The organism is Leisingera sp. S2M4 (assembly GCF_055398055.1).
In genome coordinates, this window is record NZ_AP040861.1 from 2,813,820 (window position 1) to 2,829,208 (window position 15,389).

12 protein-coding genes are annotated in these 15,389 nt (G+C 63.6%); 7 read left to right on the forward strand and 5 right to left on the reverse strand.

Translation table 11 applies throughout. The features are described 5' to 3' along the window. The first annotated feature begins 38 nt into the window (after positions 1-38). Positions 39-1,175: a flavodoxin-dependent (E)-4-hydroxy-3-methylbut-2-enyl-diphosphate synthase gene (gene ispG / locus ACZ52D_RS13655; RefSeq protein ID WP_222453493.1), complete on the forward strand. Its 1,137-nt coding sequence runs from the start codon at positions 39-41 to the stop codon at positions 1,173-1,175. Between the two features lie 85 nt (positions 1,176-1,260). Here the strand turns inward: ispG and ACZ52D_RS13660 are convergent, their stop codons facing one another. Together ACZ52D_RS13660 and ACZ52D_RS13665 are read right to left on the reverse strand one after the other, a co-directional pair. Further along, positions 1,261-2,025: a DsbA family protein gene (locus ACZ52D_RS13660; protein WP_222453492.1), complete on the reverse strand. Its 765-nt coding sequence runs from the start codon at positions 2,023-2,025 to the stop codon at positions 1,261-1,263. Beyond that, positions 2,022-3,377: a M48 family metalloprotease gene (locus tag ACZ52D_RS13665; protein ID WP_464441641.1), complete on the reverse strand. Its 1,356-nt coding sequence runs from the start codon at positions 3,375-3,377 to the stop codon at positions 2,022-2,024. The genes ACZ52D_RS13660 and ACZ52D_RS13665 overlap by 4 nt, the downstream gene beginning before the upstream one ends. A gap of 22 nt (positions 3,378-3,399) precedes the next feature. Here ACZ52D_RS13665 and ACZ52D_RS13670 point away from each other — a divergent pair, with 22 nt between their 5' ends. The 5 genes from ACZ52D_RS13670 to ACZ52D_RS13690 all read left to right on the forward strand — a co-directional run bounded on the left by ACZ52D_RS13670 (position 3,400) and on the right by ACZ52D_RS13690 (position 10,739). Then, complete coding sequence (locus tag ACZ52D_RS13670) at positions 3,400-4,545, forward strand: pyridoxal phosphate-dependent aminotransferase (RefSeq protein WP_464441642.1); 1,146 nt, start codon at positions 3,400-3,402, stop codon at positions 4,543-4,545. 75 nt (positions 4,546-4,620) lie between these two features. Then, complete coding sequence (locus ACZ52D_RS13675) at positions 4,621-5,856, forward strand: N-acetylmuramoyl-L-alanine amidase (RefSeq protein WP_464441643.1); 1,236 nt, start codon at positions 4,621-4,623, stop codon at positions 5,854-5,856. Positions 5,857-6,037: 181 nt separating this feature from the next. After that, positions 6,038-8,539 (forward strand): penicillin-binding protein 1A, encoded by a 2,502-nt coding sequence (locus ACZ52D_RS13680; RefSeq protein WP_222453488.1) that lies wholly within the window; start codon positions 6,038-6,040, stop codon positions 8,537-8,539. Between the two features lie 101 nt (positions 8,540-8,640). Further along, positions 8,641-9,768: a peptide chain release factor 2 gene (gene prfB, locus ACZ52D_RS13685; protein WP_464441644.1), complete on the forward strand. Its 1,128-nt coding sequence runs from the start codon at positions 8,641-8,643 to the stop codon at positions 9,766-9,768. Positions 9,769-9,968: 200 nt separating this feature from the next. Further along, a complete protein-coding gene (locus ACZ52D_RS13690) occupies positions 9,969-10,739 on the forward strand; it encodes a DUF2189 domain-containing protein (RefSeq protein ID WP_464441645.1) in 771 nt (256 codons plus the stop codon). 2 nt (positions 10,740-10,741) lie between these two features. Here the strand turns inward: ACZ52D_RS13690 and ACZ52D_RS13695 are convergent, their stop codons facing one another. Then, positions 10,742-11,536, reverse strand: coding sequence for a helix-turn-helix domain-containing protein (locus tag ACZ52D_RS13695; RefSeq protein WP_464441646.1), 795 nt, complete (start codon positions 11,534-11,536; stop codon positions 10,742-10,744). A 233-nt stretch (positions 11,537-11,769) separates the two neighbouring features. Here ACZ52D_RS13695 and ACZ52D_RS13700 point away from each other — a divergent pair, with 233 nt between their 5' ends. After that, the gene (locus ACZ52D_RS13700; protein ID WP_464441647.1) at positions 11,770-12,186 is read left to right on the forward strand and encodes a S1 domain-containing protein; all 417 of its coding nucleotides are present in this window, start codon (positions 11,770-11,772) and stop codon (positions 12,184-12,186) included. A gap of 233 nt (positions 12,187-12,419) precedes the next feature. On the opposite strand, the gene ilvN is transcribed toward ACZ52D_RS13700, so the two are convergent. Both ilvN and ACZ52D_RS13710 read right to left on the reverse strand, forming a co-directional pair. Then, the gene (gene ilvN / locus ACZ52D_RS13705) at positions 12,420-12,980 is read right to left on the reverse strand and encodes an acetolactate synthase small subunit (RefSeq protein ID WP_222453483.1); all 561 of its coding nucleotides are present in this window, start codon (positions 12,978-12,980) and stop codon (positions 12,420-12,422) included. Between the two features lie 86 nt (positions 12,981-13,066). Further along, positions 13,067-14,818, reverse strand: a complete 1,752-nt coding sequence (locus ACZ52D_RS13710) for an acetolactate synthase 3 large subunit (protein WP_369924412.1) — start codon at positions 14,816-14,818, stop codon at positions 13,067-13,069. Positions 14,819-15,389 lie beyond the last annotated feature (571 nt).

The window sequence follows — 15,389 nt, forward strand, 5'->3', positions numbered from 1 at the left end:
TCTAGACGCCAACAGGATCCAGCCGGGACACGCCACTCATGTCGATGAACCATATCCGCCCCTGGCGCCACATCGAGCGCCGCAAAAGCCGCCAGATCCACGTCGGCAACGTCGCCATTGGCGGCGACGCCCCGATTGCGGTGCAGACGATGACCAATACGCTGACCACCGATGTGGCGGCGACGGTGGCCCAGGTGCAGGCGGCGGCTGAGGCCGGCGCCGACCTCGTGCGTGTCTCGGTGCCGGACGAGGCGTCGTCGCGGGCGCTGAAGGAGATCGTCCGCGAAAGCCCGGTGCCGATCGTCGCCGACATCCATTTCCACTACAAGCGCGGCATCGAGGCCGCCGAAGCCGGTGCCGCCTGCCTGCGCATCAACCCCGGCAACATCGGTGATGAAAAGCGCGTGGCCGAGGTGATCAAGGCCGCCCGCGACCACAACTGCTCGATCCGCATCGGCGTGAACGCGGGCAGCCTCGAAAAGCACCTGCTGGAAAAATACGGCGAGCCGTGCCCGGAAGCGATGGTTGAATCCGGCCTTGATCACATCCGCATCCTGCAGGACCACGACTTCCACGAGTTCAAGATCTCGGTGAAGGCGTCGGATGTCTTCATGTCCGCTGCCGCCTACCAGCAGCTGGCGGAGGCCACCGACGCGCCGATCCACCTCGGTATTACCGAGGCAGGGGGCTTTGTCTCCGGCACCATCAAATCCGCCATCGGCCTTGGCCAATTGCTGTGGATGGGCATCGGCGACACCCTGCGCGTCAGCCTGTCCGCCGATCCGGTCGAAGAGGTCAAGGTCGGCTTCGAGATCCTCAAATCCCTCGGCCTGCGCCATCGCGGCGTCAACATCATCTCCTGTCCCAGCTGTGCGCGGCAGGGGTTTGACGTGATCAAGACGGTGGAAAAGCTGGAGCGGCGGCTGGAGCATGTGAAGACCCCGATGAGCCTCAGCATCATCGGCTGCGTGGTCAATGGCCCCGGCGAGGCGCTGATGACCGATGTCGGCTTCACCGGCGGCGGTGCAGGCTCCGGCATGGTCTATCTGGCGGGCAAGGCCAGCCACAAGATGTCCAACGACCAGATGGTCGATCACATCGTTGAAGAGGTCGAGAAAAAGGCCGCCGAGATCGAGGCAGCCCAGGCCAGAACAGCGCAGGACGCGGCAGAATAACGGCGTCTGCGGGCGCGCCCGTCGTTTTCATCTTTCTGAAAATACTCTGGGGTCCGGGGCAAAGCCCCGGTCCTGTGCTGTCGGATCAGCTCTGCTGTTCGCGGATTTCGGCCACCATGATCTCCATCTGCTCCGCGGGCAGAAAGCCGCGCAACATTTCGGTGCCGAGCACAAAGGTCGGCGTGCCGGAGATCGCCAAATTCTGCGCCAGAGCACGGGTCTGGCGCAACTGGGCGGTCACCTCGTCGCTGTCCATCCGCGCCAGGATCGCATCTGCGTCCAGCGACAGCCCTTCGGCGAGACGGCGCAGTGCCACTTCGTTCGGCTCGCCGGTGAAGGCGATCAGCGCGTCATGAACCTGCTTGTAGGCGTCGTCGCCGGCCTCCAGCTTGGTCGCCACAGCGAAGCGTGACGCCATCACCGAGGCCTCGCCGAGAATCGGGAACTCCTTGATGATCAGGCGGATGTTGCCGTCATTTTCCAGCAGCTCGGCGACTTCGGGTGCGGCCCGGCGGCAGTAGCCGCAACGGTAGTCCATGAACTCGACCAGCGTGATGTCGCCATCAGGGTTGCCGCCGACCCAGGAGTAGCCATCGTTGATCAGCTCTTCCATGTTCTCGGCCACGAGGGCGTCATCGCGCGCGGCTTCGGCTTCCTGCTGGCGCTGTTCCAGCAGGTCCACCGCCTCGAGGATCAGCTCGGGGTTCTCCAGCAGGTAGGCGCGCACTTCGGCGCCAAAGGCTTCGCGTTCGGCATCGCTCATCGCCGTCAGGTCAAAGGCCTGCGCGGGGGCGCCCAGCAGGCTCAGGGCGGTGGCGGCCATGGCGGCGGCACGGGTCAGGGGTTTCATTTCCGTTTCTTCCTTTTTTGATCTTGTTCGTAGGCCACCAGCACATCCTGCGCCCGCCGGGCCGCGGGCGAGCCTGCGGGCAGCTGCGCCATCGCGCGTTTGGCGTGGATACCGGCGTCCTCCAGCCGCCCTTGCAGGGCATAGCGTTCGGCGGTGACGAGGGCGGCCATGCCGCGCTGGCCGGTCTTGGCGTAGGCGAGGGACATGTCGCGCAGCATCACCTGGTTGCGAAAATCCTGGTGGCGGGCTTTTTCCAGCACTGCCAGCGCCGCCTTGGGCTGGCCCGCAGCGAGCAGCGCGCGCCCCTGTCCGGCCAGGATCAGTGGCTCCCGCGGGGCGAGGGCCGCGGCGCGGCCATAGGCCGACAGGGCGGCGGACCACTGGCGGTTTTCCATCAGGATCTGGCCCTTCAGCTCGTGATAGAAGGCATCACCGGGGCGCTGTGCAAGTGCTCCGTTGATCGCCTTCAGCGCTTTGGACATGTCGTTGCGCCGGTGGTGAGCGGCGGCCTCGCGCATCAGGCGCACGTCCTTGTAGCGTTCGCTGCGCGCGCGGCGCAAAGTCCATTTCGGGGAGCGGGTGAAGGCGGAGAGCTTGCCCTGCAGACGGGCAAACCAGTATTGCGCCTCGGCGTCGGTCTGCCCCTTGTCGCCATGCGCGGCGACATAGGCCCGTGCCGCCCGCAATCGGTCGCGGCTGAGCGGGTGCGACCGCATGTAGGGATCCTGGTTGGCCGCGCTCAACACCTCTTGTCCGGCAAAGACCTGATGCAGGTCCACCAGACCCTGGGGGCTGATACCGGCGCGGTTCAGATAGTCCTCGGCGGCGCGGTCGGCGGAGCTTTCCTCGGCCCGGGTGTGGGCCAGGAAGCCGCGCAGCGCCGTGTTCTGGCTGCCGACGGCAATGCCGCCCGCCGCCTCTCCGGCACCGGCGGCCGCGGCCAGCACTGCCAGCGCCATGCCCAGCCCGGCGGCATTGTTGGCCGAGCGCAGGTTCTGCATCCGGCGGGCGATGTGGCCATTGGTGATATGGGCGGCTTCATGCGCGATCACGGCCTGCAGCATTTCCGGCGTGGTCGCTTTCCGGACCAGGCCGTAGTGAATGAAGATGGTGCGCGAATCCACCACGAAGGCATTGAAGGACGAATCGTTCACCAGCAGGATCCGAACCCGCTTGGCGTTCAGCCCGGCGGCGTTCAGAACCGGTGCCGCCAGCCGGGTCAGACCGTGTTCGATGTCCGGATCGCGCAGCAGGGAAATCGACGCCGCTTGCACCGCCGTGGCGAAATGCACCAGCGCACACAGCACCATGGCCGGGATTGACGCCAGCCGGAAGAAACGGTCAAAACTCATGCGCGCACCATGGGAGATCAGAATGCGAAACTCAAGCCGCTCCGACGTCGATCCTTTTATTGTGATGGATGTAATGGAGGCCGCCCGCAAGGCCGAGGAGGCCGGCCGCCACATCATTCACATGGAGGTTGGTCAACCCGCCACCGGCGCGCCCTCGGGTGCGTTGAAGGCGCTGGGAGCTGCGCTGGAAACCAACGCCCTCGGCTACACCGTGGCACTGGGACTGCCGGAGCTGCGCCGCCGCATCGCGCGGCTTTACGGCGAGTGGTACAACGTTGATCTGAACCCGGAGCGGGTGATCATCACGCCGGGCTCTTCCGGCGCATTTCTGCTGGCCTTCACGGCGCTGTTCGACAGCGGCGACCGGGTTGGCATCGGCGCGCCGGGCTACCCCTCGTACCGGCAGATCCTGAAGGCCCTGGGGCTGACGCCGGTGGACATCCAGACCGCGCCGGAAAACCGGCTGCAGCCGGTGGCAGCGGATCTCAGGGGGCAGGATCTGGCCGGGCTGATGGTAGCTTCGCCCGCCAACCCGACCGGCACCATGCTGGACCACGCCGCGATGCGCGCATTGATCGAGGCCACCCAGGAGGCTGGCGCCAGCTTCATCTCGGACGAGATCTATCACGGGTTGGAATACGAGGCCAAAGCCGTCACCGCGCTGGAGATCACCGACGAGACCTATGTCATCAACTCTTTCTCCAAGTTCTTTTCCATGACCGGCTGGCGGGTCGGCTGGATGGTCGTGCCGGAGGATCACGTGCGGGTGGTCGAGCGCATCGCCCAGAACATGTTCATCTGCGCACCGCACGCCAGCCAGGTTGCGGCTCTGGCGGCGATGGACTGCGAGGAGGAGCTGCGCGGGAACCTTGCCGTTTACGCAAAGAACCGCCAGTTGATGCTAGAGGGGCTGCCCAAGGCCGGTTTCACCAATATCGCGCCGCCGGACGGGGCGTTCTACGTCTATGCGGATGTCTCGGACCTGACGTCGGACAGCCGCAACTTTGCCGCGGAAATTCTTGAAAAGGCTGGCGTTGCCGTCACTCCGGGACTGGATTTCGACCCGGTGCGCGGGGCCACGACGCTGCGGTTCTCCTATGCGCGGTCAACCGCGGATATCGAGGAGGGGCTGGCGCGGCTGAGGGCCTTCATGGCGCAGCGCGGCTAAAGGCGAAAAGGCGGATTTCAAATTCCGGTCGAATTGCCTACCTTGCGCGCAAAACCAAGAAACGGGGGCCGGGGCATGGGCAGGCTGTTTTCCATCATCACGCTGATCTGGCTGCTGACAGGGGCCGCGTGGGCCCAGTCGGCGGGCGCTCAGGGCTTCAGCGGCCTTGCACGTATCGATGCCGAAACCAGCCGGGTGCGCGATGCCGGGCAGGGGGTCGAGGTGTCGCTGGGGCTCAGCCAGGGGGTGCCTTACCGGTTGTTCACTCTGGACGGGCCGCCGCGTCTGGTTCTGGATTTTCAGGAAGTCGACTGGACCGGGCTGACCGTTGCGCGATTGCTGGAGGGCGAGCAGGTCAAGGCGGCGCAGTTCGGCACCTATGTGCCGGGCTGGTCGCGGTTGGTTCTGGAGCTGGCGGCCCCGATGCAGGTTGCTGTCGCCGCGATGGAGGTTGATCCGGTCACCGCCGCGGCCCGGCTTGAGCTGACATTGGAGCCGACCAGCGCGGAGGCGTTTGCGGCCCGTGCGGGCGCGCCCGACGATCCGCGTTGGGATCTGCCGCAGCCCCAGGTCATGCAGGGGCGTGCGCCACGCGATGAACATGCGCCGATGCTGGTGATGCTGGACCCCGGCCATGGGGGCATCGATCCGGGCGCCGAGGCGGAAGGCGGCATCAGCGAAAAACAGCTGATGCTGCAGTTCGCCCGCGAGCTGGGCGAGGCGCTGCTGCGCTCTGGCCAGTTCACCGTGGCCCTGACACGGGACGACGATTATTTCGTCTCGCTCGAGCGGCGCATCGCCATGGCGCATCAGGCGGGGGCCGACGTCTTCATCTCGTTGCACGCGGATTCGATTTCCGAGGGCCGGGCCCATGGCTCTACCGTCTATACCCTGTCGCGGGAGGCTTCGGATGCGGCTTCGGCCAAGCTGGCGGAACGGCATCTGCGTGGCGATCTGCTCTCCGGCACCGACCTCAGCGAAGCGGATGACGAGGTGACCGGGGTGATGCTGGACCTCGCGCGACTGGAGACGCAACCGCGCAGCGACGCGCTGGCGGCGGCGCTGATCGACGGGCTGCGGGCGCAGGGACGCCCGATCAACAACCGGCCGCTGCGCAAGGCCGGGTTCTCGGTGCTGAAATCTGCGGATATTCCGTCAGTGCTGGTGGAGATCGGTTTTCTGTCCAGCAAACGGGATCTGAAGAACCTGATCGACCCGGATTGGCGCGCCAAGGCGGTGCGCGGTATCCTGAATGGGCTGATCACGTGGCGGGCCGAAGATGACGCGCGCCGGGCCTTGGTGAGGCAGTAAGACATGCGCCGATCGGCGTAATCGTGCCGGAATTGACCAGCGGCAAGGCGCGGGGCGGCTTCAGCGGTGAAAACCAGTGGTTTTTTCCCGCCGTTTTACGTGGCGATCCGCGCTTTGAGCTTTTGACCCCGCGCGGCAGCGTGCCTATATAGGCGTCATCTCGCGAGAAAGGCCCAACTCCGTGCTCAGGTTCATACTCTCCTTCTTTGGTTCCATTTTCAGCACCATCACCCTTGGAGTGGCGATGGTCGCGCTGACCATCGGAGCGGTGTTCTGGACCTATGGCCGTGATCTGCCCAGCCATGAATCGCTGGCCCAGTACCAGCCGCCGACGATCAGCCGGATCTATTCCGGCGAGGGCCACCTGATCGACGAATTCGCCAAGGAACGTCGCCTGTATACCCCGTCGTCGGAAATCCCGGACCTGGTGAAGCAGGCGTTCATCTCTGCGGAAGACAAGAATTTCTACAGCCACGCCGGCTATGACGCCCGTGGTATTGCGGCCGCGGCAATCGAGGCGATCCAGTCGCGCGGCAAGAACGTGCGCGGCGCCTCTACCATCACCCAGCAGGTGATGAAGAACTTTCTCTTGTCCGGTGACCGCCGGGCCGAGCGCAAGATCAAGGAAATCATCCTCGCCACGCGGCTGGAAGAGACGCTGGACAAGGAACGCATCCTCGAGCTGTACCTGAACGAGATTTTCCTTGGCCAGAACTCCTACGGGGTGACGGCTGCAGCGCAGACCTATTTCAACAAGACCCTTGGCGAGCTGGCCCCGCATGAGGCCGCGACCCTGGCGGCGATGCCCAAGGCGCCTTCGGACTACCATCCGGTGCGTGAAAAGGAGCGGCTGCTGGCGCGGCGCAACTACGTGCTGCGGGAAATGCGCGAGAACGGCTATATCTCGGATGATGTCTACAAGGTGGAAGTGGCGCAGCCCCTGCGCTCGGTGCAGAACGGCGATTTCGAAAGCTTCCGCACCACCTTGCCGCCGCGCGACTATTTCACCGACGAGATTCGCCGCCAGCTGACACAGGATTTCGGCGAGGGTGAATTCTTCACCGGCGGCTTTACCGTGCGCGCCACCATCGACCATGAAATGCAGGCCGAAGCTGCCCTGGCGCTGCGCACCGGATTGCAGAAGTACGACCGCTCGCGCGGCATCTGGCGCGGCACCGGTGTCGAGCTGGAGGAATCCCAGCTGGTGGACGAGGCCTCCTGGCGCGCCGCCCTGGCCGAGGCCGATGTGCCGCGCGACATTGACCTGGGGGGCAAATGGTACCCGGCCGTGGCGCTCGAGGTCGGCGACCAGGCGCTGACCGTTGGTGTCGAGGGGCACGAGGGCACGGGATCCGTGCCGCGTGCGGACATCAAGTGGATGAAGGGCAGCTTCAAGGACAACATCAGCCGCGGTGACGTGGTGCTGGTGCGGGCGGAAAAGAAAGACGGCGAATTCAGCCACTGGTCGCTGCGGCAGGTGCCGGAAGTGCAGGGCGGCTTCGTGGCGATGGACGTGGATTCGGGCCGCGTTCTGGCGATGCAGGGCGGCTTCTCCTACCAGCATTCGGTGTTCAACCGGGCTACCCAGGCGATGCGCCAGCCGGGCTCCAGCTTCAAACCCTTCGTCTATGCCGCGGCGCTGGACAGTGGCTACAGCCCGGCCACCATCGTCGTTGACGCCCCGATCGAGATCAACACGCCGCAAGGTCTGTGGCGGCCCAAGAACTCCTCGAACAAGTTCTACGGACCGACGCCCTTGCGTACCGGCATCGAGATGAGCCGGAACCTGATGACGATCCGTCTGGCGCAGGAGGTCGGCATGCCGGTTGTGGCGGGCTATGCCGAGCGCTTTGGGGTCTATGACAACATGGGCGCTTTCCTCGCGAACTCGCTCGGTGCCGAGGAAACCACGCTGTACAAGATGGTGGCGGCCTACGCGATGTTCGCGAATGGCGGCGAGCGGGTGCAGCCGACGCTGGTGGACCGGGTGCAGGACCGTTTCGGCCGGACCATCTACCGCCACGACGACCGTGACTGCGTTGATTGCGCCGATCCGGAATTGCCTGCTGGCCAGAAGCCTCGCATAATCGCGGATCGTGAGCAGGTGATGGATCCGATCACCGCCTATCAGCTCACCTCGATGATGAAGGGCGTGGTCGACCGCGGCACCGCATCAAGCGTCATCAACCTGCCGGTGCCCACCGCTGGCAAGACCGGTACCACCAATGACTCCCGCGACGTCTGGTTTGTTGGCTTTACCTCCAACATCGTTGCGGGCTGCTACATGGGCTTTGACCAGCCGCGCCCGATGGGCCGCGGCGCCTATGGCGGCACCATGTGCGGGCCGGTGTTTCAGCAGTTCATGGAAAAGGCCGTCGAGAAATACGGCGGCGGCCCGTTCGAGGTGCCCGAAGGTGGCCATTTCATCAAGATCGACCGCTACACCGGTGCGCGGCTGCCCAACGACGCGTCCGGCCCCTACGTGGTGGCAGAATACTTCCGTGACGGGGAAGAGCCGATCTTTGGCCTGACCTATGACGGCGGCTTTGCCATGGGCTCCAACCTGCCGCTGGTGGAGGAAGTTCAGCAGTCCGGTCGCAAGGTGACCACCTCCAGTGGCGGGACCGCTGTGCTCGGGCCCAAGGCAACCTTTGGTACTATCAGCTCCGGTGGCCTGTACTGACCGCTATCGCTGGCTTGCGCCGCTGCTGGCTTGCCCGCGGCGCAAGTGTGGTCTATCACGCAGGCCTGACCTGACATTGCCCAAGATTGCAAGGACACCCCATGCGCGCGGAAACCCAGAACATCGTGGCGGACATCGAGAAATCGCTGGAGCTGCTGGCCCAGCGGCTGAACTGGGAAACCGCCGAATACCGGTTGGAGGAGTTCAACGCGCGGGTCGAGGACCCCAACCTGTGGGACGACCCGGAAGCGGCGCAGAAACTGATGCGCGAGCGCCAGGCGCTGGTTGACGCGATCAACACCTACAAGGGCATCAAGCAGGATCTCTCCGACAACATCGAGCTGATCGAACTGGGCGAGATGGAAGAGGACGAGGACGTGATCAAGGATGCGGAGGTCGCCCTGGCCGCGCTGAAGGTCACGGCCGCCGAGAAGGAGCTGGAAGCGCTGCTGGACGGCGAAGCCGACGCCAACGACACATTCCTTGAAATCAACGCAGGCGCGGGCGGTACCGAAAGCTGCGACTGGGCCTCCATGCTCGCCCGCATGTACGTCCGCTGGGCCGAGAAGAAGGGCTACAAGGTCGAGCTGCAGTCCGAAAGCCCGGGCGAAGAGGCGGGCATCAAATCCGCCGCCTATAAAATCTCCGGCCACAACGCCTATGGCTGGCTGAAGTCCGAGAGCGGCGTGCATCGCCTCGTGCGGATCTCGCCCTATGACTCGGCGGCCAAGCGCCACACCTCGTTCAGCTCGGTCTGGGTCTACCCGGTGGTTGACGACAACATCGAGATCGAGGTGAACCCGGCCGACATTCGCATCGACACCTACCGTTCCTCGGGTGCGGGCGGCCAGCACGTGAACACCACCGACTCGGCGGTGCGGATCACCCACATTCCCACCGGCATCGTGGTGACCTCCTCCGAAAAGTCGCAGCACCAGAACCGCGACATTGCCATGAAGGCGCTGAAATCGCGGCTCTATCAGCTCGAACTCGACCGCCGCAACGCCGACATCAACGCCGCGCATGAGGCCAAGGGCGATGCAGGCTGGGGCAACCAGATCCGCTCCTACGTGTTGCAGCCCTACCAGATGGTCAAGGATCTGCGCACCAACTATGAGACCTCCGATACCAAGGGGGTGCTGGACGGCGACCTGGACGGTTTCATGGCAGCGACGCTGGCCTTGAATGTCTCTGGCAAGAGCCGCGCCGACGCCCAGTCGGACGACTGACGACCAGCTTGCATTTTGACGGTCATGGCAGGCCCCGGAGGACACTCCGGGGCTTTTCCACATCTGTCTTCGGCTGTCTTAACATACATCTGCAAAACATTTTTTCCCGCCCAAAGCTGCGCTAGGCTGCCCCTGAGGCCGCGCCGCCCTTGCCATGGGCAGGGCAGCGGCAGGCAAGAGGGACAGGGCAGGGGGCAGGGATGGAGACGCAAAAGCCGTTTGGCGTACCGCAGTTGCGTGCGGCCAGTGTGGGAATGCTGCTGGAGGCGTTGCGCTGTGGCTGGGCGGACTTCAAGGCCCGTCCCGTCTATGGCCTGACCTTTGCAGGTTTCTACGTGCTCGCAGGCTGGGCGATGGCCTGGGTGACGCAGGCGACCGGCACGACTTTCTGGCTGGTGCTGGCCGCCATTGGCTTTCCGCTCATCGGTCCTTTCGCGGCGGTTGGCCTTTACGTGGTGTCGCACCGCCTGTCCACGGGGCAGCCGGTGCGACCGTCCGAGATCTTTGGCGTGGTGCTGCAGCAAAGTCGCCGCCAACTGCCCTCGATCTGCGCGATTATCGTGGTGGTTTTCCTGTTCTGGTTCTTTATCGGCCACATGATCTTTGCCCTGTTCCTGGGGCATTCCACGATGACCAACATCATGTCCTCGGCCGAGGTATTCCTGACGCTGAACGGCGTGGTGATGCTGGCCGTGGGCAGCACGGTGGGTGCGCTGTTTGCGCTGCTGCTCTTCATGATCACGGTGATTTCGCTGCCTCTGTTGCTGGACCGGGAAGTGGATTTCGTCACCGCGATGATCACCAGCTTCCAGTATGTGCAAGGCAACCTGGTGGTGATGCTGCTGTGGGCGGCCCTGATCGCGGGCTTGACCTTCCTGGCGCTGATGCCGTGGTTCCTGGGGTTGTTCCTGGTGCTGCCGGTGCTGGGACACGCCAGCTGGCACATCTACCGACAGATCTCCGGCGGCTAGGCTCAGCGGAAGGGCTGGCTCGGCGTCAGCAGCCGCAGGTGGAAGGGGAGCAGGTCCTCTTCGGTGACAAGACCGGCGTTGCGCGCTGTTTTCAGGACCTCGGCGCGGTTGCGGCCCAGGTGTTCGTAAACCATGCGCGTGACCCGTTCGCCGCTGCCTTCGCGCACGGTGCGGGCCACGTAGCCGGACCAGAAATTGTTCTCGAGCGAGGCGACCCGGGCCAGGTAGTTGAACGAATAGGTCCTTGCCTTGCGCCGCGCGATGACAAAGGCGACGCCGTCCTCATGGGTGCTGACATAGCCGCGAAATTCGCGCGCCGAGGGGCTGGTCGACAGGCCCTGGCTGCGCATGGCTTCCTTGGCTTCGAACCCCTTGATGTAGGTGACGCCGCCGGAGCGGAACACATAGGTCAGGCCGATCACGAACCTGTTTTCATCGATGAAGCTGCGTCGGCTGAAACGGTAGAACCCGGAGGGAAAGAAGGATTCCGTTAGCTGTTGCACCCCCTGGCCGAGGAACTCGCCGAGAAACGGCCCGTTCACCACCCTGTCCCCCGTCGAGATGTGGTCTACAGGAGTGAGCAGGATGCGGGCGTCGACCTCGAAGAAGCGGCAGATCCGGTCCAGAACATCGGGACGGGGAAAGCTTTCGCCAGACAGGTAGCGGTTGAACTGGGTCCGGTTGATGCCCAGCTGTCGCGACAACTCCGAGATCGACGGATACTGGTCCGCCAGCTGGCGCAGGTTGGCGCCGAACATGTTTCTCAACTCAGCGGGGGAGCGATCCTGCGGGGTCATCATGCCTGTCCGGTCTCGACGTTTGGGTCAATTTTTTGCCTCTTGCCCGCATGACGTAGCAAATTCAGGCAGCTATAAGGTGGCGCTGTAATGAATCTGCGCCAATAGTGGCGCGAATTCACGTCAGGATGCTAATTTAGCTGACACAAAATGCAATAGGTTAGCTTTGATTTTGTCATGTAGGTGTCAGCGCAATTGATCCAGTATTATTATACGGGAATGTGAGGATTGGTATGATTGGAGTTGTACTGTGGAGCGAGCAGGCCCTGAACAAAGCCGTAATCTGGTGTGACGATCAGGGCGATCTCGCCTTTTATTCCGACAAAACCGGTGCCGGTTTTCAAGACCTTAACCCAGGCGACTGGGTTGAGTTTGAGCTAACCCTGGGTGGCAATTTCCGAATTGCCAAGAATCTGCGCGTATTGATGGAAAAGGGCAGCCCGGACCTGGCAGCGCGCTTGACCGAGGCCCAGGATCACGCGGAGCAGGACTGCACGCAACACGCCGACGGGGCGGCCGCAGCGACCCCTTTTGCTGGTGTTAGCCGCAAAAGCAAGGGAAGCGAAAAAGTTGTGCCCTTCCCTCAGTCTTCTCCGCGACGCTCCAAAAGCACTGCCAAGGCCGCAGTGGTAAAGCTGACGCGTCGCTGACATCGGTCGGTTTGGCGATGGCGGATGGTCGTATCAATGCACGTACGCCCCGGCAGGCTTCCGGGGCGCTGGTGAAGTCTAAACCGCGAGTTTGACACGGGCTGGTGTCACTGGGGCATCAGCGGTAGGGCGACGTGTCGCCCCCAAAGCGGGCGATCCCGAAAACCTGGCGGTGCCCGGACGGCAGTCGCGATCACTCTGACGCGCCGCGACTGTCAGTTGTGAGCGCGGTCTCAGTTGCCGCGCAGCAGGGCAGCAACGCCGGTGCGGGCAATTTCAGTCAGACCCAGGGGGCGCATCAGATCGGCGAATGCGTCGATCTTGTCCGGCGCGCCGGTGATCTCGAACACAAAGCTATTGAGCGTGCTGTCGACCACATTGGCGCGGAAGATATCCGCCAGCCGCAGCGCCTCGACCCGTTTGTCGCCTTCGCCCGCGACTTTCAGAATCGCCAGCTCGCGCTCCACGGCATCGCCTTCGACGGTGAGGTCGTGCACGTCACGCACGGACACGATGCGGCCGAGCTGTGCCTTGATCTGCTCGATCACCTGCGGCGTGCCGGTGGTGACGATGGTGATGCGGGACAGGTGCCCGGTGTGGTCCACCTCGGCGACGGTGAGGCTTTCGATGTTGTAACCGCGGCCGGAGAACAGGCCGATCACCCGCGCCAGCACGCCGGGTTCGTTTTCCACCAGCACCGCGATGGTGTGACGCTCCTGCGTGTCGGAAAACGTCGGGCGTAGGTTGTAGGCGGAGTGGCGGGTCGAGCCTTTTTTGATGTGTAGGGCAGACATTCTGGGTCTTCCTCTCATATGTGGCTGCCGGGACATCCGAGTGCTCCCGGCAAATCTCTTTGAAGAAACTTGCGGCGCCGCCGCGATTATACCAGCACGGCGCCGCCGGCCTGGATGACACCCTGGGTGTCAGCCTCTCCCAGCAGCATCTCGTTGTGCGCCTTGCCCGACGGGATCATCGGGAAGCAGTTCTCATGCTTTTCCACCAGGCAGTCAAAGATCACCGGCCCGTCGTATTCGATCATCTCCATGATCGCATCGTCCAGATCCTTGGGGTCCGAGACACAGATACCCTTGGCGCCGAAGGCTTCGGCGAGCTTGACGAAATCGGGCAGCGCTTCCGACCAGCTGTGGCTGTAGCGCTCACCATGCAGCAGCTCCTGCCACTGGCGCACCATGCCGAGGCGCTCGTTGTTCAGGATGAACTGTTTCACCGGCAGGCGGAATTGCACCGCGGTGCCCATTTCCTGCATGTTCATCAGCCACGAAGCCTCACCGGCGACGTTGATGACCAGCGCATCCGGGTGTGCCATCTGCACACCGATCGATGCCGGGAAGCCATAGCCCATGGTGCCCAGGCCACCGGAGGTCATCCAGCGGTTCGGATCCTCGAAGCCGAGGAACTGCGCCGCCCACATCTGGTGCTGGCCAACCTCGGTGGTGACATAGCGGTCATGCCCCTTGGTCAGCTCCTCCAGCCGCTGCAATGCGTATTGCGGCTTGATGGTGGTTTCCGACGGCTTGTAGGTCAGGCATTTGACCGCGCGCCATTCGCTGATCTGCTTCTGCCATTTCTCCAGCGCCTCGCGGTTGACCTTGCGGCCGCGCGACTTCCAGACCTTCAGGATGTCTTCGAGCACATGGCCGACGTCACCGACGATCGGAATGTCGACCCGGATCACCTTGTTGATGGACGACGGGTCGATGTCGATATGGGCCTTGGTCGAGTTGGGGCTGAAGGCGTCGATCTTGCCGGTGATGCGGTCGTCGAACCGCGCGCCGATGTTGATCATCAGATCGCAGTCATGCATCGCCATGTTGGCTTCATACAGCCCGTGCATCCCCAGCATCCCCAGCCAGTTCGGCCCGGAGGCAGGGTAGGCGCCAAGCCCCATCAGCGTCGAAGTGACGGGAATACCGGTCGCGTCCACCAGTTCGCGCAGCAGCTGGCTGGCAGCGGGGCCGGAGTTGATGACGCCACCGCCCGTGTAGAACACCGGACGTTCCGCGGTTTCCAGGGCTGCGACCAGCTCGGTGATCGCCTCCATGTCGCCCTTCAGCTGCGGCTGGTAATGCGAGGCGGCGGGCTTGGGGCCTGCGTATTCGCCGGTGGCGAACTGCACGTCCTTCGGAATGTCGATCAGCACCGGGCCGGGGCGGCCGGATGTGGCGACATGGAAGGCCTCATGCAGGGTGGGGGCCAGGCTGTCGGTGTCCTTGACCAGCCAGTTGTGCTTGGTGCAGGGGCGGGTGATGCCGACGGTGTCGGCCTCCTGGAAGGCGTCGGAGCCAATCATGAAGGTCGGTACCTGGCCGGTCAGAACCACGATCGGGATCGAGTCGAGCAGCGCATCGGTCAGGCCGGTGACCGCATTGGTCGCGCCGGGGCCGGACGTCACCAGCACAACACCGGGTTTGCCAGTGGAGCGCGCATAGCCTTCGGCCGCGTGAACCGCGCCCTGTTCGTGGCGCACCAGCACGTGACGAATGTCGTTCTGCAGAAATATCTCGTCATAAATCGGCAGCACGGCGCCGCCAGGATATCCGAAGACTACGTCCACACCCTGGTCTTTCAGGGCTTGGACAACCATCTTTGCGCCGGTCATTTCACGTGTCATCTGCTTTTTGCTCCAATTGGCGGCATCGTGCGTTTCGCATAAAAAAAGCCCCCGATTTTTGGTCAGGGGCGCATGGGTTCGATTATGGTCAACCGTCACCGGCCCATGCGCGTGGTTCCTACAATTACGACTAGGGTGGTCATTTCGGCCACGGGCTCCATTTTGCGTTGCGGGCGACATTATGGCGGGGGGCAGGGGGCGTCAACCTGCAAACCTGTCAAAAATGCCCCGTATGGGGACATTTTCTTGCGGCTTTGGGTGTTCAGGGGAAATTTCTGCGAAACCGAGGTGGCCTTCTGCCCTGTTTTGCTGCGCATGGGCTGCACGTATCGCCATACGACTGCCGATCGGGGGCTGTCAGGTGGGACGATCTGTAGCGCAGATGCGCGGATATGGCGGAGCCAGAGGCAATTCCGTTCCTTTGTCAGCGCCACTCGCCGCTTAACCGGCGGTGACCTGCCGTGGCGGGAAACCGGGCCTTGGCGCTGGACCTGCTTTCTGGCAGCCTGTCGGGCAAAAGCCCCGGTCACACAGGCAAGGTGACGCAGAAGGGGATGATGGATCTTGGCAG